Source organism: Planomonospora sp. ID91781 (genome assembly GCF_015711595.1).
In the GTDB taxonomy this organism is placed as follows: domain Bacteria; phylum Actinomycetota; class Actinomycetes; order Streptosporangiales; family Streptosporangiaceae; genus Planomonospora; species Planomonospora parontospora.
On the sequence record NZ_JABTEY010000003.1, the window covers coordinates 412078 to 433734 of the forward strand.

Consider the following 21657-nt stretch of genomic DNA (forward strand, 5'->3'; position numbering starts at 1 on the left):
TGCTCAGAAGATCCGTCCGCCGTGATCCGTATGCGAGGAGCCCACGCCTTGACCGTGAACCCGTCCAACCCCTTCTTCACCGCCAGCCCGCTGCCCTACCGGCTGCCGCCCTTCGCCGAGATCCGCGAGGAGCACTACCTGCCCGCGTTCGAGCGCGGCATGGCCGAGCAACTGCAGGAGGTGGCGGCGATCGCGGGCAGCACCGAACCCGCCACCTTCGCCAACACCGTCGAGGCCCTCGAACGCTCCGGGCAGATCCTGAAGCGGACTGCGACCGTCTTCTTCAGCCTCGCCTCCTCCGACGCGACCGACGGCATCCGGGCGATCGAGAAGGAGATCGCCCCCCGGCTGACCAAGCACTCCGACGCCATCCACCTCGACCGCGCGCTCTACGCCCGGCTCAAGCAGGTCTCCACCGACGACCCCGAGGAGGCCTGGCTGCTGGAGAAGTACCGCGAGGACTTCGTCCGGGCCGGAGCCGAGCTGTCGGAGACCGAGCAGGAGCGGCTGAGGGCCCTCAACGAGGAGCTCTCCACGCTCGCCACGGCCTTCTCCCAGAACCTGCTGACGGCCTCCACCGCCTCGGCCCTGGTCGTCGAGGACGCCAAGGAGCTGGACGGGCTCGCCGAGAGCACGATCAAGGCGATCGAGAAGGACGGCCGGTACGTCCTGCCGCTGCTCAACTTCACCAACCAGCCGGCCCTGGCCGAGCTGACCGACCGCGGGACCCGCAGGAGGCTGTACGAGCTCTCGGTGAACCGGGCGCCGGAGAACTTCGGGCTCGCGGCCAGGATGGCGGCGCTCCGCGCCGAGCGGGCGGCCCTGCTCGGCTTCCCCAGCCACGCGGCCTACTCCGTCGCCGACCAGACCGCCAAGACCACCGGCGCCGTCGAGGAGCTGCTCGGCAAGCTGGTGGGCCCGGCGGTGGCCAACGCCCGGCGGGAGGCCGAGGCGCTGAGCGAGCAGGCCGGGTTCGCCATCGAGCCGTGGGACTGGTCGTTCTACGCCGAGAAGGTGCGCAAGGCCCGCTACGACTTCGACGGCGCCGAGCTGCGCCCCTACTTCGAGCTGGACCGGGTGCTGCGGGACGGCGTCTTCCGCGCGGCCGGCGAGCTGTACGGCGTCACCTTCACCGACCGGCCCGACCTGGACGGCTACCACCCCGACGTGCGGGTCTACGAGGTCGCGGACGCCGACGGGTCGCCGCTCGGCCTGTTCGTCTTCGACCCCTACGCGCGGCCCACCAAGCGGGGCGGCGCGTGGATGAACAACCTGGTGGACCAGTCCCGCCTCTTCGGCGAGCTCCCCGTGGTGATGAACAACCTCAACATCACCAAGCCGGCGGAGGGCCCGACGCTGCTGACCTTCGACGAGGTCAACACCGCCTTCCACGAGTTCGGCCACGCACTGCACGGCCTGTTCTCCGACGTGCGCTTCCCGCGCGTCTCCGGCACCACGGTCCCCCGCGACTTCGTGGAGTACCCCTCGCAGGTCAACGAGATGTGGGCGACCTGGCCGTCCATCCTGGAGGGCTTCGCCCGGCACCACGAGACGGGCGAGCCCGTCCCGGCGGAGCTGCTGGAGAAGATGCGGGCCGCGGAGAGGTTCAACCAGGGCTTCGCGACCGTGGAGTACCTCGCCGCGGCGCTGCTCGACTGGGCCTGGCACCGGCTCGCCCCGGGCGAGACGGTCGAGGACCCCGAGGCCTTCGAGGCCGCGGCCCTGGAGCGCGCCGGGATCGCCCTGGAGCTGGTCCGCCCCCGCTACCGGACGAACTACTTCGCGCACATCTTCTCGTCCGGCGTGGGCGGCTACAGCGCCGGCTACTACTCCTACATCTGGAGCGAGGTCCTCGACGCCGACAGCGTCGAGTGGTTCAAGGAGAACGGCGGCCTGAGGCGCGAGAACGGCGACCACTTCCGCGCCACGCTGCTCTCGGTCGGCGGGTCCAAGGACGTGATGGACGCCTTCCGCGACTTCCGCGGGCGCGACCCGCGCATCGAGCCCCTGCTGGAGCGCCGGGGCCTGCTGGCCTGATCCGGGGCGGGGAGCCGCTCCGGCCCGGGGGAGGCGGCTCCCGCCTCCCCCTGACCTCTTTCACGACTCCAGCGCTGCGATCGCCTCCCGCAGCCACTGCTTCTCGGCGGTGCCGGTGGCCCGCGCGATCAGCAGCATGCCGCGGTGGAACGGGTCGGAGACCTCCTCGGCCCGTTGCGGCCGGCCGTCCGCGTAGAAGAAGCTCGCGGGCGTCTGGAGGAAGTCGAGGCGGCGGCGGAGGACCCGGGCCTGGTCCGCGCGGTCGGGAAGCTGCGACAGGAACGTCAGCAGACCGAAGAACCGGGTCTGGTCGCTGATGTCGAGCCCGTCCGGCTCGCGGAGCCGCCGCAGCAGCTCGGCCCGGCCCGCGTCCGTCAGAGAGAGCACCTGGCGGCGGGCGGCGGCCTCTCCCTCCTCCTCGTGCCGTTCCAGCAGCCCGGCCTTCTCCAGCCGGGCGATCGCGGGGTAGAGCGCGCCGTCGCTGACCGGGCGGAGGTGACCGCTCAGCTGGTGGATGCGGCCCTTGAGCTCGTAGCCGTGTTTGGGCCCCTCGCCGAGCAGGCCCAGGATCGACAGGGTCAGATCGCCGCTTGCCATGGATGCATCGTAACGCTATACCTCTAAACGAGCTATATCGAATCGAGGTATGACCATGGCGCTGATCCGCCTCGCCCTGCCCGTCTACGTGGAACTGCTGACCGCCGTGGTCGCGGTAGGCCTGATCGACCTGCTCTGGGTCTCCGGACTGGGCGACCGGGCGGTGGCCGCCGTCACGATCGCGACCAGCGCGGAGAACCTCGTGCTGGGCGTGGTGCTCGCCGTCACCACGGGAACCACCGTCCTGGTGGGCCGGCGCGACGGCCGGCTGCCCACCGCCCCGGTCGTCCGTACGGCGTGGCTGCTGTGCGCGGCGACCGGTCTCGCCGTGGCCGTCGCCGGGGTGCTGCTCCGCGCGCCACTCGCCGGCCTGTTCACCGACGACGCCACCGTGGCCGCCCTGACCGCCGGCTTCCTCCTGGTCTCCATGGCCGGGGTCCCGGTCTTCTACGCCCAGTCCCTCGCCGACGGGATCTTCAAGGGCTTCGGGGACACCAGGACCCCGATGCGCAACGCGCTGCTCTGCAACGCGCTGGTGGTCGCCCTCGACCCGCTGTTCATCTACGGCCTGGCTCTGGGCGTGCCCGGCGCGGCGCTGGCGACCGTGCTGGCCCGGCTGGTCACCCTCGCCGTCTCCCTGACCCTGCTCCTGCGGCGGACGTCCGGCGCCGCCCCCGTGCCCGCGGCCGGGGGGGCCGCGGAGCAGATGGGCACGGGCCGGGAAGCCACCGGACCCGCGGAGCGGGCAACCGCGGGCCGGGAAGCCACCGGACCCGCGGAGCCGGAGCCCCCGGCCCGCGCGCACGCCGTGGAGATCCTCCGCACCGGCCTACCCATGTCCGGCGACTTCCTGGCCAGGGCTCTGGCCGGCCTGCTCATGGTCGACATCGTGGGCGGGCTCGGGGTTGCGGCGCTGGCCGGGTACGGCATCGGCATGAAGATCATGCTGGCGGGGGTGATGGCCTTCTACGCGCTCCGCCAGGCCGCGATGATCCGCACCGCCCGCACCGGCCGGGCCGGACCGGTGCTCCGGTACGGCCTGGCCACCGGGGCGGCGGTCGCCGCCGTGCTCAACGCGGTCGCGGCGCCCGCGGCGGGCCTGTTCACCGGCGACCCCGCCGTGGCCGCCGCGGCCGTGGACTTCCTGCGCTGGATGACGCTCTATCTCGTCCCGTTCGGCGGCCTGATCGCGCTGGGCGGCGTGCTCCAGGCCGAGGGCAGGGGCAACCGGCTGCTCGCCGCCACGCTGGCGGGCTTCGCGGTCCAGCTGCCCCTCGCCGCCCTCCTCGGCTCCGTGCTCGGGGCGACCGGCGTCTGGCTGTCGATGGCGGCCGGGGCCGCGCTCAGCCTCGCAGTCGCGTCAGCGCCGCGCGCAGGCGCTCGATCGAGCGCTCCCGGCCGAGGGCCTCGATCGACTCGAACAGCGGCAGGCCGACCGTCCGCCCGGTGACCGCCACCCGGACCGGGGCCTGGGCCTTGCCGAGCTTGAGCCCGTGCTCGGCGCCGACCTCCTCCAGCGCGGTCTTCAGCGACTCGGGGTCCATGTCCGCCGTCTCCAGCCGGGCGAGGTAGCCGCTGAGGATCTCCTCCGGGGAGTTCTTCATCGCCTTGTCCCACGACGCCTGGTCGAAGACCGGCTCGTCCAGGAAGAGGAAGTCCACGTTGGCGGTGATCTCCGACAGGACCGCGATGCGGGTCTGCGCCAGCGGCGCGACCCTGGCGAACAGCCCCCGGTCCCAGCTCGGGTCGAGCCAGGGCTCGCAGCGCGCGGCGAACTCCTCCGGCGGCAGGGCCCGGATGTACTCGCCGTTGAAGGCACGCAGCTTCTTCTCGTCGAAGAACGCGTTCGCCGAGTTGACGTCCTCCAGCCTGAACAGCGGCACCATCTCCGCCCAGGGCATGATCTCCCGGTCCTCGCCGGGACCCCAGCCGAGCAGCATCAGGTAGTTGACCATCGCCTCGGCCAGGTAGCCCTCGTCGCGGTAGGACTCCAGGGCCACCTTGTCCCGGCGCTTGGAGAGCTTCTTGCGCTGCTCGTTGACGATCACCGGCAGGTGCGCCCAGACCGGCGGGTTCGCGCCGAGCGCGGGCCAGAGCAGCTGCTGGCGCTGGGCGTTGGCCAGGTGCTCCTCGCCGCGGACCACGTGGGTGATGCCCTGGGTGATGTCGTCGACGGCGTTGGCCAGGACGTACAGCGGGGAGCCGTCGCTGCGCGCGATGACGAAGTCCTCCTGCGCGTCGTTCGGGAACTCCACCCGGCCGCGGATCACGTCGTCCACGACCGTGACGCCCTCGTCGGGGGTCCGGAAGCGGACCGCGCCCGCGGACAGGGCCCGGTCGCGGCAGAAGCCGTCGTAGCCCTTGTGCTCGGAACCGGTGCGCTCCTGGAGCAGCTCGCGGGTGCAGTCGCAGTAGTAGGCCTTGCCGTCGGCGAGCAGCTTGGCCACGGCCTCGCGGTGCTGCGGCTCGTTCTCCGACTGGAAGTACGGGCCCTCGAAGACCGGGTTGTCGCCGCTGATGCCGATCCAGGCCAGCGCGGACAGGATGCCCTCGGTCCACTCGGGCCGGTTGCGCGCCGCGTCGGTGTCCTCGATGCGCAGGACGAAGCGGCCCCCGGACTGCTCGGCCAGGGCCCAGTTGAACAGTGCCGAGCGGGCGCCGCCGACGTGGAACATGCCGGTCGGCGAAGGAGCGAAACGAACCCTGATCATCGCGAGACCACCCGGTTGCTGAGAGTGCCGATACCTTCGATGCTGACGCTGACCTCGTCGCCGATCTCGAGCGGCCCGACCCCCTCGGGCGTCCCGGTCAGGATGACGTCGCCGGGGATCAGGGTCATGACCGCGCTCACGTGCGCGATCAGCGCGGGGATGTCGTACATGAGCTTGGATGTGCGCGAGCTCTGCCGTACCTCGCCGTTCACCTTCGTGGTGATGCCCAGGTCGGCCGGGTCGAGCTCGGTCTGGATCCACGGGCCGAGCGGGCAGAAGGTGTCGAAGCCCTTGGCCCGGGTGAACTGCACGTCCTTCTTCTGCAGGTCGCGGGCGGTGACGTCGTTGGCGCAGGTGTAGCCGAAGACGACCTCGTGCGCCCGCTCGACGGGCACCTCCCGGCAGAGCCTGCCGATGACCACCGCCAGCTCGCCCTCGAAGTCGACCCGCCGGGAGAGCCCGACCGGGTAGGCGACGGCCTCCGACGGGCCGATCACCGAGGTGGACGGCTTCAGGAACACCAGCGGCTCGTCGGGGACCTCCCCGCCCATCTCGCGGGCGTGCTCGGCGTAGTTCTTGCCGATGGCGACGACCTTGCTGGGCAGCATGGGTGCGAGCAGCTTGACCTGGGAGAGCGCGTGCCGCTCGCCGGTGAACTGGATCGGGCCGAAGGGGTGCCCGGAGATCCCGGAGACGAACTCCTCGCCGGGGCCGCCCTCGACCACCCCGAATCCGACACCGTCACCTGTGGAGAACCTCGCTATACGCACCCCACAAGGCTAGTCGCGGTCGAGGTCCCGCCGGACCGCCCCCGCCGGGTACGGCCCGGCTCCGGCCCGGGGCCCGCCCCGCCACGCCCGCCGGAGCGGTTCCCCGGCCCCCGGGGCGGAGATCGTAGGGTGACCGGAGAAGACGTCCTGAAAGGAGCCCGCATGTCGGTTGTGAAGATGAACGTGCTCACCGTGCCCGCGGAGATGCGCGAGGAACTGGAGCGCCGGTTCTCCAACCGGGCCGGGATCGTGGAGTCGGCCGACGGGTTCGAGTGGTTCGAGCTGCTCCGCCCGGTCGACGGCACCGATCGCTACCTGGTCTACACGCGCTGGCGGTCCGAGGAGGACTTCAAGCGCTGGACCGAGAGCCAGGCGTTCCAGCGGGGCCACGCCCAGGCCGCGGCCGAGGCCGGCGCGCAGGGCCACGGGCACGGACAGGGCCACGGGCACGAGCAGGCCCACGGACAGGCTCAAGGACAGGCTCAAGGACACGGCCACGGCCACGGCGGCCCCGCCGCCTCGGGGGCCGAGGTGTGGTCGTTCGAGGTCGTGCAGAGCGCCGGGCCCAAGGCCTGAGCACGGAGCCCCGCCGCCGGCCGTACCCGGTGGGGAGACCGGCGGCGGGGCGGGCGGTGACCGGAGCCTGAGCCGGAGCCGGTCGGCCGGCGGGCGGGAGGCAGGCGGGAGGCCGACGGGCGGGAGGTCAGCGGTCCAGCGGGTTGGCCTGGATGCGGCCGACGACGCCGTTGCGGACGAACTCCCCGGCCAGGCTCTCCGGCTTGCGCTCCCCCTGCGCCTTGATGCAGGCGGCGAACTCCTTGCCGATCTCCAGCCGGGGGTGGCGCTCCAGCACCTCGGCCCGCAGGCCGGCGGGCCAGTCCTCCGGCCGCCGCCCGGAGATGTCCAGGCCGGTGGAGAGCTCCAGCAGGTGCCCCTCGGGGTCGGCGGCGACGTCCACCTCGGCCCACATGTGCCGCACGACCACCTCCGAGGCGCGCCTGCGGCGCTCGACCGGCCAGCCCGCGCCCGCGGCGAACACCCACGCGACGTGGCCCCCGGCCTCCTCGAACGGGACCGTGTGGCTGTCGAACTCCGCCACCAGCCCGATGTCGTGGAACATCGACGAGACGTACAGCAGCTCGGCGTCGAAGGCGATGTCACGGGCCTGCGCGTAGGCCGCCGCCCACAGGTAGGCCCGGACCGAGTGGTTCAGCAGGGAGGGCGAGCAGTAGGCCTCGGCCGTCTCCAGTGCGGCGCGGCAGGCGGCGGTGTCGGGGACCGTGATGTCGGCGAGTCTCATGCCGACCAGCATGTCCGCCCGCGCGGAACCGGGCGAGCGGCCGGGAGGCCATCCGTCGATAGGATCCCGCCATGGGTTCTCCGGCAGCGCTCTTCCCCCCGGGCCCTCCCGGCACGGGCCCCTCCTCCGCGGACCCGCCCACGGCGGACCTCCCCGCGGACCGGCCCGCGGACCCGCCCACGGCGGATCTCTCCGCGGCCCCGCCCGCAGCCCCCCTCCCCGCGGCGGCGCCCCTCCCCACGGGCTTCTCGACCGTCGCGGTGCTGCTCTTCGACCAGATCCCCCTCTTCGAGGCGTCGGTGCCGATCGCGGTCTTCGGCGAGCGGCGGGAGGGCATGCCCGAGTTCGACGTCCGGGCGGTGGCCGCGGAGGGGGGCCCGGTGCGCACGGACGCCGGCATGACCCTCGCCGCGCCGTACGCCCTGGACGCCGTCGACGACGCCGACCTGGTGATCGTGCCGACCTGGCGCAACCCGTCCGCGGGCCGCCCGCCGTCGCCGGAGGCGCTGGAGTCGCTGCGCCGGGCCCACGGCAGGGGCGCGACGGTCGTCTCCCTGTGCCTCGGCACGTTCGTGCTGGCGGCCACCGGGCTGCTGGACGGGCGTCCGGCCACCACGCACTGGCGCTACGCGGGACTCCTCGCCTCGGCGTACCCGCGCGTCGAGGTCCGGCCCGACGTGCTCTACGTGGACGAGGGGGACATCCTCACCTCGGCGGGCAGCACCGGCGGCATCGACCTCTGCCTGCACCTGGTCCGCCGCGCGTACGGCACGCAGGTGGCCAACACCATCGCCAGGAGCCTCGTCACGCCGCCGCACCGGGCCGGCGGCCAGGCCCAGTACATCGACCACCCCGTCCCGGCCCCGGCCGCCGGCGACCCGTTCGGCGACGTCCTCGACTGGGCCCTGCGCCACCTGGACCGGGAGCTGAGCGTGGACGCCCTCGCGGCCCGGGCGCTGATGAGCCGCCGCACCTTCGACCGGCGCTTCCGCCGGGCCACCGGGACCACGCCCGCCCAGTGGCTGCTCCACCAGCGCGTCCTGCACGCCCGGCGGCTGCTGGAGACGACCGCCGAGCCGGTCGAGCAGGTGGCCCGCAGATCGGGCTTCGCCTCCGCGGTGGCGCTGCGGCCCCACTTCCGCCGCCAGGTGGGGGTCTCCCCCACCGCCTACCGGGAGGCCTTCGGCCCGGACGGGGCGGACGGAGCGGACGGCCCGGAGCGCACCGGTCACGCGATTGGCGCGAATCTCTCGGTGGTCGGCTGAGCCGGCGCTCACCCGGGACCGGCCCGCACCGCGAGGCTGGACGCGTGAAACGAGCCCTCATCGTCATCGACGTCCAGAACGAGTACTTCACCGGCGCCCTGCCGATCGCCCACCCGCCGCGCGAGGAGAGCCTGGCCAACGTCCTGACCGCGATGGACACCGCCCGCGCGCACGGCGTCCCGGTGGTCGTGGTCCGGCACACCGCCCCGGCCTCGTCGCCGATCTTCGCCTCCGGCGGGCACGGGTGGGAGCTGCGCGAGGAGGTGGCGGGCAGGCCGTACGACCATCTGGTGGACAAGGCGAGGGCCTCGGCCTTCACCGGGACGGATCTCGGGGAGTGGCTGGAGGCGCGCGGGGTCGACACGCTGACCGTCGCCGGGTACATGACCCAGAACTGCGACGAGTCGACCGCCCGCGACGCCTTCCACCGGGGCCTGTCCGTGGAGTTCCTCGCGGACGCCACCGGCACGGTCGCGCTGTCGAACCGGGCGGGGAGCCTGACCGCCCGGCAGGTCCACGAGCACGTGCTGGTGGTGATGGACTCCAACTTCGCCTCGGTGGCCACCACCGCCGACTGGACCGCCGCGGTGCGGGCGGGTGAGCCGCTGCCGCTGACCGGCATCTGGGCGAGCACCCGCCGAACCACCGCGTGAGCCGCGACGTGGGCCGCGGCCGGTCGTCCGACCCGGCCCCTGCCCGGGCCCCGGTTCCTGCCCCGATCCCCGGCCGGGCCCCGGCCCCGACCTGGGCCGGGGCCCGGTAAACCGCCCCTGTGCATCTGGTTGCTAACGATGTGCTGGAAGAGGGCACCCCCGCTTGACCGGTTTGGTGGGATTCGGTCAGCTTGATCCGCCCTCTTCACTCGGCCCGGAAGGAACTGGCGTGCGCCGCCGCACACGAGCACTCGTACTCCCCACCGCCCTCCTGCTGACCTGCGGCGCGATGGTCGGCACCGCCCAGACCGCCGGCGCCGACGGCACCGCGGTCAAACGCACGGCCGAGTGCCAGGGCGACTGGCTGCCCGCGACCCCGACGTCGTCGGACATCATGGCCGGGCAGGTGGAGTTCCTCGGCCTGCCCGCGGTCAAGGTGGGCAAGGACGTCGACTGGCGGACCGACCCCTACCGCAACCGCTCCTGGAGCATGGTCTTCCACTCCCTGCGCTGGATGGGCCGCCTGGTCGCCGACTACGAGACCAACGGGGACAAGGCCTACCTGACCCGTGCCACCGAGATCGCCAAGGACTGGGTGGCGGACAACCCCCGCCGCGGCGGGGGGAGCCCGTACGCCTGGCAGGAGCACCCGATCGCGCTGCGCGCCCCCGCGCTGGTCTGCCTGAGCAAGCACGTCGGCGAGTCCTGGCTGACCAGGAGCCTGGCCGAGCACGCCTCGATGCTCTCCGACCCCAGGCTGTACGAGAAGGGCCACAACCACGGCATCGACCAGGACATCGCACTGCTCGGCATCGGCTGCCGCTACAGGCGCGACGAGTGGTCCTCCCTGGCGATCCGCCGCCTGACCGAGACCGTCGACCTCGACGTCGACTCCCAGGGCGCGCTGCGCGAGCAGGCGCCCCGCTACGCGACCTACGTCCACGACCGGCTCAAGGTGGCCATGGACGACATCAAGGAGTGCGGCCGGAAGGTGCCCCCGTCGATCGAGAAGCGCTGGGAGTCGCTCAAGGACTTCGTCGCCCACTCCACCCAGCCCAACGGCTTCATGGTGCCGATCGGGGACGGCGGCGCCGACGTCCGCCCGGTCGGCTACGACAGCCCGAAGAAGACCGTGAAGGTGTACGGCAACGGCTACGTCTACGGCCGGACCGCCTGGGACAAGCCGGAGGCGGCGTTCTACTCCATCCGGTTCGGCCCGGGCACCAGGTACCACGGCCACGAGGACCACCTGGGCGTCACCTACTACGCCCAGGGCCGCGACGTCCTGGTCGACGCGGGCTTCCACTCCTACGAGAACAGCGGCTACCGCCGCTGGACGATGTCCCCCGAGGCGCACAACGTGCCGGTCGTGGCCGGCGCCCGCTTCCGCCCCCGGACCGCCACGGCCCTGAGCAGGTCGTCGATCGGCGGGGACCGGCAGAGCTTCCGCCTCACCGACAGGGCGTACGGCGTGCCGCGCACCCGCTCGGTCCTGGTCAACCACGGCGAGGACGTGATGGCCGTCCTCGACACGGTGCCCAAGGGCTCGAAGGTCGGCAACCTGTGGCACTTCGCCCCGGGACTGTCGGTGGTCTCCGAGGGGGGCGGCCGGGTCGTCGTCAAGGACAGGACGGGCTGGAAGGCGACGCTGGTCCAGCTGGCGATGCCGGCCTGCACGCCGGTCGGCGGCCAGAAGGTCGTCCGCGGCGCGAGCAGCCCTTACCAGGGCTGGGTCTCCACCGCCTACCTGAAGAAGGAGGCCGCCCCCGCGGTCGTCTCCCCCGCCGTCGCGGGCGCGCTGCTGACCGTGGTGGTGCCCGGCACCGACCGGCCCTCGGTCTCGTGCTCCGGCGGCAGGGTCCGGCTGGAGACCTCCGACGGCTCGGTCTCCTTCAAGGCCGGTCGCGCGGACCTCTCCTGACATGTCCTCCAAGGCCGGCCGGGCGGGCCTCCCCTGACGTGCCCTCCTCCGAGGCCGCCGGCCGGGCGACCACCTCCTGACGCGCGGTGCGGGCGGGGCACGGCCGCGCCGTACCCCGCCCGCACCGCCCCGGCGCTCAGCCCGCCTCGTGCCCCGCGCGCAGCAGGCCGTAGGTGACGGCCTGCTCCAGGGCCTGCCAGGAGGCCTCGATGATGTTCTCGTCGACGCCCACGGTCGCCCATTCGGCGGTCGCGTCGCTGGAGGTGATCAGCACGCGCGTGATCGCGTCGGTGCCGTGCGTGCCCTCGAGGATCCGCACCTTGAAGTCGATCAGCTCGACCCCGGCCAGCTCCGGGTAGAGCCGCTCCAGTCCCGCCCGCACCGCCCGGTCCAGCGCGTTGACCGGGCCGTTGCCCTCTCCGGTGGCGACGATCCGCTCGCCCTTGGCGTGCAGCTTGACCGTGGCCTCGCTGACCAGCTCGCCGCCGCGCGTGCGCTCGACGATGACCCGCCAGGACTCGACCGCGAAGTGCCGGCGCCGCTCGCCCGCCACGGTGTCGCGGAGCAGCAGCTCGAAGGAGGCGTCGGCCGCCTCGAACGTGTAGCCCCGCGACTCCAGGTCCTTGACCCGGTCCACCAGGTCGCGCGAGGTCTCGGGCGACAGCTCGTAGCCCAGCTCGCGGCCCTTGAGCTCGACCGAGGCGCGCCCGGCCATGTCGGAGACGAGCATCCGCATGTCGTTGCCGACCTGCGCCGGGTCGATGTGCTGGTAGAGGTTGGGGTCGACCTTGATCGCGCTGGCGTGCAGCCCGGCCTTGTGCGCGAAGGCGGAGACGCCGACGTAGGGCGCGTGGGAGTTCGGGGTGACGTTGGTCACCTCGGTGATCGCGTGCGCGATGCGGGTCATGTCGGCCAGCGCCTCCCGCGGTACGAGGTCGAAGCCCCGCTTGAGCTGGAGGTTGGCCACCACGGTGAACAGGTTGGCGTTGCCGGAGCGCTCGCCGTACCCGTTGGCGCAGCCCTGCACGTGGGTGGCGCCGGCCTTGACCGCGGCCAGCGTGTTGGCCACCGCGCAGCCGGTGTCGTCGTGGCAGTGGATGCCGACGCGGGCGCCGGTGCCGACCGCCTCGTGGACGACCTCGGCGAGCTCGTCGGGGAGCATGCCGCCGTTGGTGTCGCAGAGCGCGATCACCGACGCGCCCGCCTCCGCGGCGGTCCGCAGGACCTCCAGCGCGTAGGCCGGGTTGGACTTGTAGCCGTCGAAGAAGTGCTCGGCGTCGAGGAAGACCCGCTGGCCCTCCGCCCGGAGGTGGGAGACCGTGTCGCGGATCATCGCGAGGTTCTCCTCCAGAGTGGTGCGCAGGGCCAGCTCGACGTGCCGGTCGTGACTCTTGGCGACGAGGGTCACGACCGGCGCGCCGGATTCGCGCAGTGCGGCGACCAGTGGGTCGTCGGCCGCCTTCACCCCGGCCCGGCGGGTCGCGCCGAACGCGGCGAGCTGCGCGTGCTTCAGGTCGAGCTCGGTCCGAGCCCGCCGGAAGAATTCGGTGTCCTTGGGGTTCGCGCCGGGCCAGCCGCCCTCGATGAACCCGACGCCCAGGCCGTCCAGGTGCCGCGCGATGGCCAGCTTGTCGGCCACCGTCAGGTTGAGGCCCTCCTGCTGCGCCCCGTCGCGGAGCGTCGTGTCGTAGACGTGGAAGCGGTCGTCGGTCATTGAGGATCTCCTTCGCGGTGCGATGATCGCCGCGCGCCCGTCCGGCCCCGGAAAGCAAAAAGACCCCTCACGGACGTGAGAGGTCTGCGCGCTGGCGGTGTCCCTTTTCAGCCAGCGCGCCTGCCGATAATGAGCAGACCGTAGAACATGATGCTCCGAAGTCTGCCACACGCGGCCACCATCTGACACATTGATCTCGGGATACGAGACGTACGGCACAGCCCCGCGGAAGGGGCCCCGCCCCGGGAGATCGACTCCGGCCAGCGAGAATGGCCGGATGAAGGCGACTTACCTCGAACCGGCCGTCGGGCAGTATCTGCTCGCGCACACCGCCCGGCCCGACGAGCTGCTGGACGCCCTGGCCCTGGAGACGCGCGAGCTCATGGGCGAGCGGGCGAACATGCAGATCGCCCCCGACCAGGGCCGCTTCCTCACCATGATCGCCCAGATCTCCGCCGCCCGGAACGCGGTGGAGGTCGGCACCTTCACCGGTTACTCCTCTGTCTGCCTGGCCCGCGGCCTGGCCCCCGGCGGCCGGTTGACCTGCTTCGACGCCAGCGAGGAGTGGACCGCGGTGGCCCGCCGCTACTGGGAGAAGGCCGGCGTCGCCGACCGCATCGAACTGCGGCTCGGCCCGGCCGAGGTGCGGCTGCGCGAGCTGACCGGCGGCCCGCCCGTCGACCTGGCCTTCATCGACGCCGACAAGCCCGGCTACCCGGTCTACTACGAGATCCTGATGTCCGTCCTGGCGCCGGGCGGGGTGATCCTCGTCGACAACACCCTGTGGAGCGGCCGGGTCGCCCATCCCAACGAGCGCGACGAGACCACCCAGGTGATGCGCGAGTTCAACGACCTGGTCATGGCCGACCCCCGGAGCACCTCGATCATGCTCCCCATGGCCGACGGCCTGACCATGATTCGAAAGCACTGACGAGAAGTTTCCCCGACCTCCGGGTGGACGGCAGACTTTGCCGTTACTTTATGCAGCGTGTCAAACACACTGCGTCCGCCCATCAGGAGGGGATGATGGACCCATGGCCAAAGTCCTGCGCGAACACACCGCCTCACCACGGAGAGAGCACACCGTCACACCGGAGAGATACGCACGCGCCGAACTGGAGCGCCTCTACCGGGAGGACTGCGAACGACACCATGACCGGAAGGTCGAAATCATCAACGGTCGGATCGTGGTGAGGGAGTTGCCCACATCCGGTCACGCAGACATCATTTACCAGCTGACGATTCAGCTCATCCCCCTACTGACCAAGCGAGGGTGGAAGATCTGGCAGGACATCAAGATCTTCCTTCATCCTCAGCTGGATCGCTACCGGCCGGACATCACCGTCGTCCCGCCCGGCCCGAAGATGTGGGACGACGAGAACGTGTGGGGCAACGAGACCCTTCTCGTCGTCGAGGTCGTCTCTCCCAGCAGCGTCGAAGACGACCACGTGACGAAGCCGAGGAACTGCGCGCTTGCGGGCGTTCCCCTCTATCTCGTCATCGATCCCTTCAAGCGCGTTACCCGGCTGCTCAGCCACCCCAGTCAAACGGGGTACCGCCAACGACTCGAAATACCGATCGGCGGACTGCTGGAGTTGCCCGCGCCGTGGAACTTCACGATCGACACGGGCACGCTGATCGAAGAGTAGGACCGCTGCATGGAGAAGCCCGGGTGGGACGGTGGGAACAGGCGCGCTCCTCTGCGAGGTGGGCCGACCCGTCAACGGGGCCGGCCCGCGACCACCCATCGGACGCGGTCCGGAATCCGGGAGGGCCCAGACCATATCCTGATGGGTTCCTGACCCGGCCCCGACGGTTCTGGACCGAGAACGCCGGTCAGCAGATCTTGTGGACCCAGCCGTGCGCGTCGGGGCGGGTGCCGTACTGGATGCCGGTGAGCTCCTCGCGGATGCGGCGGGTGACCGGGCCCGGAGTGCCGTCGCCGACCGTCCAGGCGCGGTCGGCGCCCTTGACCGAGCCGACCGGGGTGACGACCGCCGCGGTGCCGCAGGCGAAGACCTCGGTGAGCTCGCCCGACTCGCAGCCCGCCTGCCACTCCTCGATCGAGATGCGGCCCTCCTCGGCGGTGAGGCCGAGGCTGCCGGCCAGGGTGAGGATCGAGTCGCGGGTGATGCCCGGCAGCAGCGTGCCGGTGAGCGCCGGGGTGAGCAGGCGGTCGCCGTAGACGAAGAACAGGTTCATCCCGCCCATCTCCTCGACGTAGCGGTGCTCGTTCGCGTCCAGCCAGACCACCTGGTCGCAGCCCTGCTCGACGGCCTGGCGCTGGGCCACGAAGGCCGCCGCGTAGTTGCCGCCGCACTTGGCGAAGCCGGTGCCGCCGGGGGCCGCGCGGGTGTACTCCGTGGAGAGCCAGACCGAGACCGCCTTGCTGGCGCCGAAGTAGGCGGCGGCCGGGGAGGCGATCACCATGTACCGGTAGTTCCTCGACGGGTAGTTCACGCCGAGCGCGGGCTGCGTGGCGATCATGAAGGGCCGCAGGTAGAGGCTGTGCCCCTCGGTGGTCGGCACCCACTCGCGGTCGGTCTGGACGAGCAGCTCCAGCGACTCGACGAACGTCTCCTCGGGCAGCTCGGGCATGGCCATGCGCAACGCGGAGGCGTTGAAGCGGGCCGCGTTGGCGTACGGCCGGAAGGAGACGATCGCCCCGCTGCTCGGCTGCCGGTAGGCCTTGAGGCCCTCGAAGAGCTCCTGGGCGTAGTGGAAGACCGAGGTCGCCGGGTCCAGGGTCAGCGGGCCGTACGGCGTGAGCCGCGCGTCGTGCCAGCCCTCTCCCTCGGTGTAGTCGATCGAGATCATGTGGTCGGTGAAGACCTGCCCGAACCCGGGACTCTCCATTACCCGCTCCCGCTCTGCCGCGGTGCGCGCGTGGTCGGAGAGCTGCACGTCGAAGCCGAGCTTCTGAGCGGTGGTCATGACGGAGATCCTTCTCTTTGTGGCGGGTCTACCCTTTAGTCCATTCTGCGACGGACCGGGTAACGGGAAACTACTGCATTCCGACCGGTGATCGGCAGGAGGCGGGACCGGCGGAAGGGGCCGCGGACACGAAGACGCGCCCGGCGGCTCGCTGGGAGCCGCCGGGCGCGTCTGGGGTCGGGGTGGGCGGCTTCCTCAGCCGGCTACTCGGGCGGTGATGTCGTCGCCGATCTCCTGGGTGGTCCGGCCGCTCCAGCCGGTCTGCCGCTCGACCAGGTCGTCGGCGACGGCCTGCTCGACCCGGGCGGCCTCCTCGGCCAGGCCCAGGTGGTCCAGGAGCATGGCGACCGACAGGATCGTGGCGGTGGGGTCGGCCTTGCCCTGCCCGGCGATGTCGGGGGCGCTGCCGTGGACCGGCTCGAACATGCTCGGCGCGGTGCGCTCGGGGTTGATGTTGCCGCTGGCGGCCAGGCCGATGCCGCCGGCGATCGCCGCGCCGATGTCGGTGATGATGTCGCCGAAGAGGTTGTCGGTGACGATCACGTCGAACCGCTGCGGCTGGTTGACGAAGAACATCGAGGCCGCGTCGATGTGGCAGTAGTCGGTCTCGACGTCGGGGTACTCCAGGCTGACGCGGTCGACGGTGCGGGCCCACAGGTCGCCCGCGTAGGTCAGCACGTTGGTCTTGTGGACCAGCGTCAGCTTCCTGCGGGGGCGGGAGAGCGCCTTGTCGAAGGCGTAGCGGACCACGCGCTCGACGCCGTGGGCGGTGTTCACCGACTCCTGGGTGGCGATCTCGTGCGGGGTGCCGCGGCGCAGCACGCCGCCGGCCCCGGCGTACAGGCCCTCGGTGCCCTCCCGCACGACGACCATGTCGATCTCCTCCGGGCGGACCCCGCCCAGCGGGGTCTCCACACCGGGGAAGAGCTTGACCGGGCGGAGGTTGACGTAGTGGTCGAGGTCGAAGCGGAGCCGGAGCAGCAGGTCGCGCTCCAGGACGCCCGGGGGCACGCTGGGGTCGCCGATCGCGCCGAGCAGGATCGCGTCGTAGCCGCGCAGCTCGTCCAGGACCGTGTCCGGGAGGGTCTCACCGGTCTCGTGGTAGCGCTTGGCGCCGAGGTCGTAGGTGGTGGTCTCCACCTTCCCCCCGACCGCTTCGAGGACCTTCAGGCCTTCGGCGACGACTTCGGTCCCGATCCCGTCACCCGGGATGACCGCCAGGCGGATGTTACGCGAATCCATGAGGGCACCTTACCGGTCCGTCCCGGTACTCGGACAACGGTCTCACCAATCGGACACTTCGTGTGTCCAGGGCAGATCGGAGCGATCGGGGTGATCGGGGCGGCGTCCCCGCCCGGTCAGCGGTTCGGCGCGCCGCCGTTGTCGCGGCGGTCCAGCGCCGCCTGGAGAGCCTCGGCGGCCTCCTCCTTGGCGTCCTCGGGACGGTTCCAGGGATACATGTCGTACATGGCGACTCTCATCTCGGTCGTACGGAAAGCGGCACGGGACCAGGGGGAGGGGGTCCGGAGGTGCCGATCGCGGCCCCGGACCGGGCCTGGGGTCGCGGGTCCGGATCGCGGACCGGCGACGAGGGGCCCGTCGCCGGGAGGCGCCACCGCAGCGCGGCGGGCCGCCGGCCTGCCCCTCAGGCTCCGCCGTGACAGGTGAGGACGACGAGAACCTGGCGTATTTCATCCCAGACTACCTGGTCACCGCGATGCCGTCTCGCCCGCCGTACGGACTTCCCACATGCTGAGACGGCCGCCGCCCCTCGGACGAGGGACGGCGGCCGTCTCGGAGAGCGTCGCCGCGGGTGCGGTCCGCCGGTCGCCGCGGGCGGGGCCGCTAGTCGGCCAGGTCGACCGTGCGGCCGCCCTCGGCGCCGATCTCGGCGACGATCTGCTCGACGACGTCGGCCGGGATGGCGGTGTCGACAGTCAGCGCGATGAGCGCCTTGCCGCCCTTGGCGTGCCGCGCCACCTGCATGGAGGCGATGTTGATGCCGTGGTCGCCCAGGATGCGGCCGACGACGCCGACGACGCCGGGGCGGTCGGAGTAGGTGAGGAACGACAGGTGGTCGGTCGGCTCGATCTCGATCTGGTAGCCGTTGACCTCGACGATCTTCGTGATCTGCCGCGGGCCGGACAGGGTGCCCGAGACCGAGACCGTGCGGCCGTCGGCCAGGACGCCGCGGACGGTCACCACGTTGCGCCAGTCGGGGCTCTCCGAGCCGGTGACCAGCTCCACCGTCACGCCGCGGTCCTTGGCCAGGAGCGGGGCGTTGACGTAGGTGACGGAGTCCTCGACCACGTCGGTGAAGACGCCCTTGAGCGCGGCCAGCTCCAGCACCCGGACGTCCTGGGCGGCGATCTCGCCGCGGACCTCGACGTCGAGCCTGGTGGCGACCTCGCCGGCCAGGGCGGTGAACACGCGGCCGAGCTTCTCGGCCAGCGGCAGGCCCGGCTTGACGTCCTCGGCGACGGCGCCGCCCTGGACGTTGACCGCGTCCGGCACGAACTCGCCCGCCAGGGCCAGCTTCACGCTCCGCGCGACCTGGGTGCCGGCCTTCTCCTGGGCCTCGTGGGTGGAGGCGCCCAGGTGCGGGGTGACGACCACCTGGTCCAGCTCGAACAGCGGGCTGTCGGTGACGGGCTCCTTGGGGAACACGTCGATGCCGGCGCCGGCGACGCGGCCCTCCTTGATCGCGGAGTACAGGGCGCCCTCGTCGATGATGCCGCCGCGGGCCACGTTGATCAGGCGGACCGACGGCTTGACCAGGTGCAGCTCCTTGTCACCGATGAGGCCGATCGTCTCCTTGGACTTCGGCAGGTGCACGGTGATGAAGTCGGCCTCGCGCAGGGCCTCCTCCAGCGAGACCAGGCGCACGCCCATCTGCGCGGCGCGGGCCGGCTGCAGGTAGGGGTCGTAGGCGATCAGTTCGACGCCGAACGGCTGCAGGCGCTGGGCGACCAGCTGGCCGATCTTGCCGAGGCCGAGGATCGCGACGACCTTCTCGTCGAGCTCCACGCCGGTGTACTTCGAGCGCTTCCACTCGCCGCCCTTGAGCGCGGAGTGCGCCTGGGCGACGTTGCGGGCGGAGGCGAGGATCAGCGCGACGGTGTGCTCGGCGGCGCTGGTGATGTTGGAGGTCGGCGCGTTGACGACCATGACGCCGGCCTTGGTCGCGGCCTCCACGTCCACGTTGTCCAGGCCGACGCCCGCGCGGGCGACGACGCGGAGCCGGGGCGCGTGCGCGATGGCTTCGGCGTCCACCTGGGTGGCGCTGCGCACGATGAGCGCGTCCACGTCGGCGAGGGCGGGCAGGAACTGGGCGCGGTCGGCGCCGTCGGTGTGACGGACCTCGAAGTCCGCGCCCAGGACCGCGAGACCGGCCTCGGAGAGTTCCTCTGCGACCAGTACGACGGGCTTGTTCACTGGTGGTTCCTTACGAGACGGGGAGGGCTGCACCGGATCTCACGCAGTCTATCGACGCTTGTGAACGTGTTCACGAGTGTCCCGCGATCCGAGACGGAGATCACCCCCGGCCTGCGGGCGGAGACTGGTACCCAATCCCCCCGAATCTCATGCATGGAACCTTCAACTTGGTATTGCTGCGATAAATCTTCACGATTACCCTCATAAGCCGTGGTCCTCTACCTATCGTTCGTCATATGAGCATCGGCAACCCCGCTCTCGGCGATGTGCTCGCGCAGCACGGCGGCCCGCACCGGCTGCTGGCCGCGCTTGCCGAAGGGGGGCTCCTCGTCGCCGTGCGACCGGACCGCTCCGTCGTCCTCGGGACGACGCAGGCCGGTGACCGGGTGCTGCTCGGATACACCTCGGCGGGCACCTACGCACGGCACGGCGGCAGCCACTCCCTGTCGGACTGCGACGCCGACACCATCCTCGACATCCAGCGCGTCACGGGCGTGCGCGAGATCGTGATCGACGCCGCCGGGCCCACGGCCGCGGCCGTACCGATCGAGGACCTCCTGCGGTACCTGCGCTCCACCCGCCCCGGTCCCGCACCGGCGCTGTCGGGCACGACCCCGACCGCCTACGCGACCGGGGCGATGGCGACGGTCAGCCGCGCCTCGGCGGTGAGCTCGGCCGGTTCGGCCGGTCCGGTGGGTTCGGCGGCCCCGCTGGCCCCGGCCGGTCCGATGAGCCCGCTGGCCTCGCCCACCCCTCCGCTCTCGCCGAGCCCGCCTGCGCCCCCGAGCCGGCCGCTCCCTCCGGCCCGGCCGATGACCACTCCGGTGCCCGCGGCCTCCGCCCAGCCGTGGATCCCCGCGCCGCGGCCCCACCTGTCGGGGCCGATGCAGATGGTCGACCCCGGCTACAAGCGGTGCGCCCACCCGATCCTGCCCGCGCTGCGCGTGGCGATCGCCCAGCTCCTCGCCGACTTCCCGCTCATCCACCACGTGTGGATCTCCGAGGCCCGGACCGCCTCGGGGGCTCCCGGGATCATGCTCCACGTCAAGGTGCACATGTCCGCGGCCGAGGACGTGGTGCGCGACCTGCACCGCATGGTGCGGGCCCGGCTGCCCCAGCTGGCGGCGAGCGACGCGCCGATCCTCATGGCGCGGGTCGCCGACGCGCGCAGCGAGCAGCGCATGATCGAGGTCGGCGCCCACGTGGTCTGCGCCGACGTACGGGACTGACCGCGGCCTCCATCGGGTCTCCGTGACGCCCCGGGGCGCCTCCGGCGGCTCTCCGGGGCTCTCCGGGGCTCTCCGGGGCGGGGAACGCGATGGACCTGCGCGCCCGCGCGGCGGGTCGCCGTGCCGTACTTCGCGGCGTACGTCCCGGACGCTCCCGGACCGCCGCTGACGGCTCCGCCCCGCGGGGTTCTGGTAACCATGCCCTTGCGGGTCTGGCCGTTCAGCGGCCCGGCGGGCGCCGCGCGCTCCCCGGCAGGCCAGGCCGCCGTCCCCGCGGTGATCAGCTTCACCGCGGCGCCGACGACCTGCAAGCACCGGCTCGCGGAGGTTCAGCAGAGATGACCCGTTCCAACCCGATCCATCAGCTGCGCTATGCCGTACGGCATCCGGACCGGATCGTCCCGCACGTGCGGAGGCTGGCCCGGGACACCTGGTTCCGGCTGCGCACCAGCGACCACGTCAGCTACTACCGGGCCGTGATGAAGTCGGACACGGCGCGCAACCCCGAGGCGGCGGTGGGCAGCAAGTCGCACGAGCGCTGGCTCGCCCTCGGCCGGATGCAGTTCGACTACCTGGTCGGGCACGGCCTGCGCCCCGAGCACCGGATGCTGGAGATCGGCTGCGGCAACCTGCGCGCCGGCCGTCTGTTCATCGACCACCTCGACACCGGCGGCTACTACGGCATCGACATCTCCCCCGACATCCTCGTCGCCGCCCAGAGGACCCTCGTCGAGTACGGCCTGCGCGACAAGCTCCCGCACCTGACCCCGGTCCGGGACCTGAAGCTGGAGTTCCTGCCCGACGCCCACTTCGACGTGGTCCACGCGCACAGCGTCTTCTCCCACTCCCCGCTGCACGTGATCGAGGAGTGCTTCGCCCACGTGGGCCGCGTCATGCGGCCGGGCGGCTGGTTCGACTTCACCTTCGACCGGACCGAGGGCCGCGAGCACCAGGTGCTGCGCGAGGACTTCTACTACCGGACCGAGACGCTGGTGAACCTGGCCGCCCGGTACGGCCTGACGGCCAAGTTCATGGACGACTGGGAGGAGCTCCCGCACAAGCAGTCCAAGATCCGAATCACCCTGCCGTAG

General features: G+C 71.9%; 19 protein-coding genes. 11 read left to right on the forward strand and 8 right to left on the reverse strand.

Annotated elements, in window-relative coordinates:
* The first annotated feature begins 30 nt into the window (after positions 1–30).
* Positions 31–2037: a M3 family metallopeptidase gene (locus HS048_RS32200; RefSeq protein ID WP_068897593.1), complete on the forward strand. Its 2007-nt coding sequence runs from the start codon at positions 31–33 to the stop codon at positions 2035–2037.
* 60 nt (positions 2038–2097) lie between these two features.
* Here the strand turns inward: HS048_RS32200 and HS048_RS32205 are convergent, their stop codons facing one another.
* Complete coding sequence (locus HS048_RS32205; protein WP_189238671.1) at positions 2098–2634, reverse strand: PadR family transcriptional regulator; 537 nt, start codon at positions 2632–2634, stop codon at positions 2098–2100.
* Positions 2635–2683: 49 nt separating this feature from the next.
* On the opposite strand from HS048_RS32205, the gene HS048_RS32210 reads away from it, so the two are divergent.
* Entirely contained in the window at positions 2684–4084 is a 1401-nt protein-coding gene (locus HS048_RS32210; RefSeq protein WP_196469763.1) for an MATE family efflux transporter, read from the forward strand.
* Here the strand turns inward: HS048_RS32210 and gltX are convergent.
* Both gltX and HS048_RS32220 read right to left on the reverse strand, forming a co-directional pair.
* Positions 3978–5345, reverse strand: coding sequence for a glutamate--tRNA ligase (gltX, locus tag HS048_RS32215; protein WP_084008387.1), 1368 nt, complete (start codon positions 5343–5345; stop codon positions 3978–3980). The two genes, HS048_RS32210 and gltX, sit on opposite strands and share 107 nt — an antisense overlap.
* On the reverse strand, positions 5342–6115 hold the full coding sequence (locus HS048_RS32220) for a fumarylacetoacetate hydrolase family protein (RefSeq protein WP_068897597.1): 774 nt from the start codon (positions 6113–6115) through the stop codon (positions 5342–5344). The genes gltX and HS048_RS32220 overlap by 4 nt, the downstream gene beginning before the upstream one ends.
* Before the next feature lie 162 nt (positions 6116–6277).
* Between HS048_RS32220 and HS048_RS32225 the strand changes: the two genes are divergently transcribed.
* Positions 6278–6691 carry an antibiotic biosynthesis monooxygenase gene (locus tag HS048_RS32225; RefSeq protein WP_196469764.1) on the forward strand — a complete coding sequence of 138 codons (414 nt, stop codon included), beginning with the start codon at positions 6278–6280 and terminating at the stop codon, positions 6689–6691.
* A gap of 127 nt (positions 6692–6818) precedes the next feature.
* Here the strand turns inward: HS048_RS32225 and HS048_RS32230 are convergent, their stop codons facing one another.
* Positions 6819–7415, reverse strand: a complete 597-nt coding sequence (locus HS048_RS32230) for a cyanamide hydratase (protein WP_068897806.1) — start codon at positions 7413–7415, stop codon at positions 6819–6821.
* A 71-nt stretch (positions 7416–7486) separates the two neighbouring features.
* On the opposite strand from HS048_RS32230, the gene HS048_RS32235 reads away from it, so the two are divergent.
* The 3 genes from HS048_RS32235 to HS048_RS32245 all read left to right on the forward strand — a co-directional run bounded on the left by HS048_RS32235 (position 7487) and on the right by HS048_RS32245 (position 11254).
* On the forward strand, positions 7487–8680 hold the full coding sequence (locus HS048_RS32235; protein WP_196469765.1) for a helix-turn-helix domain-containing protein: 1194 nt from the start codon (positions 7487–7489) through the stop codon (positions 8678–8680).
* A gap of 44 nt (positions 8681–8724) precedes the next feature.
* The gene (locus HS048_RS32240; protein WP_196469766.1) at positions 8725–9333 is read left to right on the forward strand and encodes a cysteine hydrolase family protein; all 609 of its coding nucleotides are present in this window, start codon (positions 8725–8727) and stop codon (positions 9331–9333) included.
* 229 nt (positions 9334–9562) lie between these two features.
* Positions 9563–11254 (forward strand): heparinase II/III family protein, encoded by a 1692-nt coding sequence (locus tag HS048_RS32245; RefSeq protein WP_196469767.1) that lies wholly within the window; start codon positions 9563–9565, stop codon positions 11252–11254.
* A 136-nt stretch (positions 11255–11390) separates the two neighbouring features.
* On the opposite strand, the gene cimA is transcribed toward HS048_RS32245, so the two are convergent.
* A complete protein-coding gene (gene cimA / locus HS048_RS32250; protein ID WP_068897601.1) occupies positions 11391–12968 on the reverse strand; it encodes a citramalate synthase in 1578 nt (525 codons plus the stop codon).
* 277 nt (positions 12969–13245) lie between these two features.
* Here cimA and HS048_RS32255 point away from each other — a divergent pair, with 277 nt between their 5' ends.
* Positions 13246–13899 carry an O-methyltransferase gene (locus HS048_RS32255; protein WP_068897602.1) on the forward strand — a complete coding sequence of 218 codons (654 nt, stop codon included), beginning with the start codon at positions 13246–13248 and terminating at the stop codon, positions 13897–13899.
* Between the two features lie 103 nt (positions 13900–14002).
* A complete protein-coding gene (locus HS048_RS32260) occupies positions 14003–14617 on the forward strand; it encodes a Uma2 family endonuclease (protein WP_189238661.1) in 615 nt (204 codons plus the stop codon).
* 187 nt (positions 14618–14804) lie between these two features.
* Here the strand turns inward: HS048_RS32260 and HS048_RS32265 are convergent, their stop codons facing one another.
* The 3 genes from HS048_RS32265 to serA form a co-directional block, all read right to left on the reverse strand.
* The gene (locus tag HS048_RS32265; protein WP_153054279.1) at positions 14805–15902 is read right to left on the reverse strand and encodes a branched-chain amino acid aminotransferase; all 1098 of its coding nucleotides are present in this window, start codon (positions 15900–15902) and stop codon (positions 14805–14807) included.
* Positions 15903–16097: 195 nt separating this feature from the next.
* Positions 16098–17144: a 3-isopropylmalate dehydrogenase gene (locus HS048_RS32270; RefSeq protein ID WP_196469768.1), complete on the reverse strand. Its 1047-nt coding sequence runs from the start codon at positions 17142–17144 to the stop codon at positions 16098–16100.
* Between the two features lie 603 nt (positions 17145–17747).
* Positions 17748–19337, reverse strand: a complete 1590-nt coding sequence (gene serA, locus HS048_RS32275) for a phosphoglycerate dehydrogenase (RefSeq protein WP_068897606.1) — start codon at positions 19335–19337, stop codon at positions 17748–17750.
* Positions 19338–19573: 236 nt separating this feature from the next.
* Here serA and HS048_RS32280 point away from each other — a divergent pair, with 236 nt between their 5' ends.
* From HS048_RS32280 to HS048_RS32290, 3 genes are all read left to right on the forward strand, one after another.
* The gene (locus HS048_RS32280) at positions 19574–20566 is read left to right on the forward strand and encodes a hypothetical protein (protein ID WP_068897607.1); all 993 of its coding nucleotides are present in this window, start codon (positions 19574–19576) and stop codon (positions 20564–20566) included.
* A 198-nt stretch (positions 20567–20764) separates the two neighbouring features.
* A complete protein-coding gene (locus tag HS048_RS32285) occupies positions 20765–20908 on the forward strand; it encodes a hypothetical protein (protein WP_196469769.1) in 144 nt (47 codons plus the stop codon).
* Positions 20905–21657, forward strand: coding sequence for a class I SAM-dependent methyltransferase (locus HS048_RS32290; protein WP_068897608.1), 753 nt, complete (start codon positions 20905–20907; stop codon positions 21655–21657). The genes HS048_RS32285 and HS048_RS32290 overlap by 4 nt, the downstream gene beginning before the upstream one ends.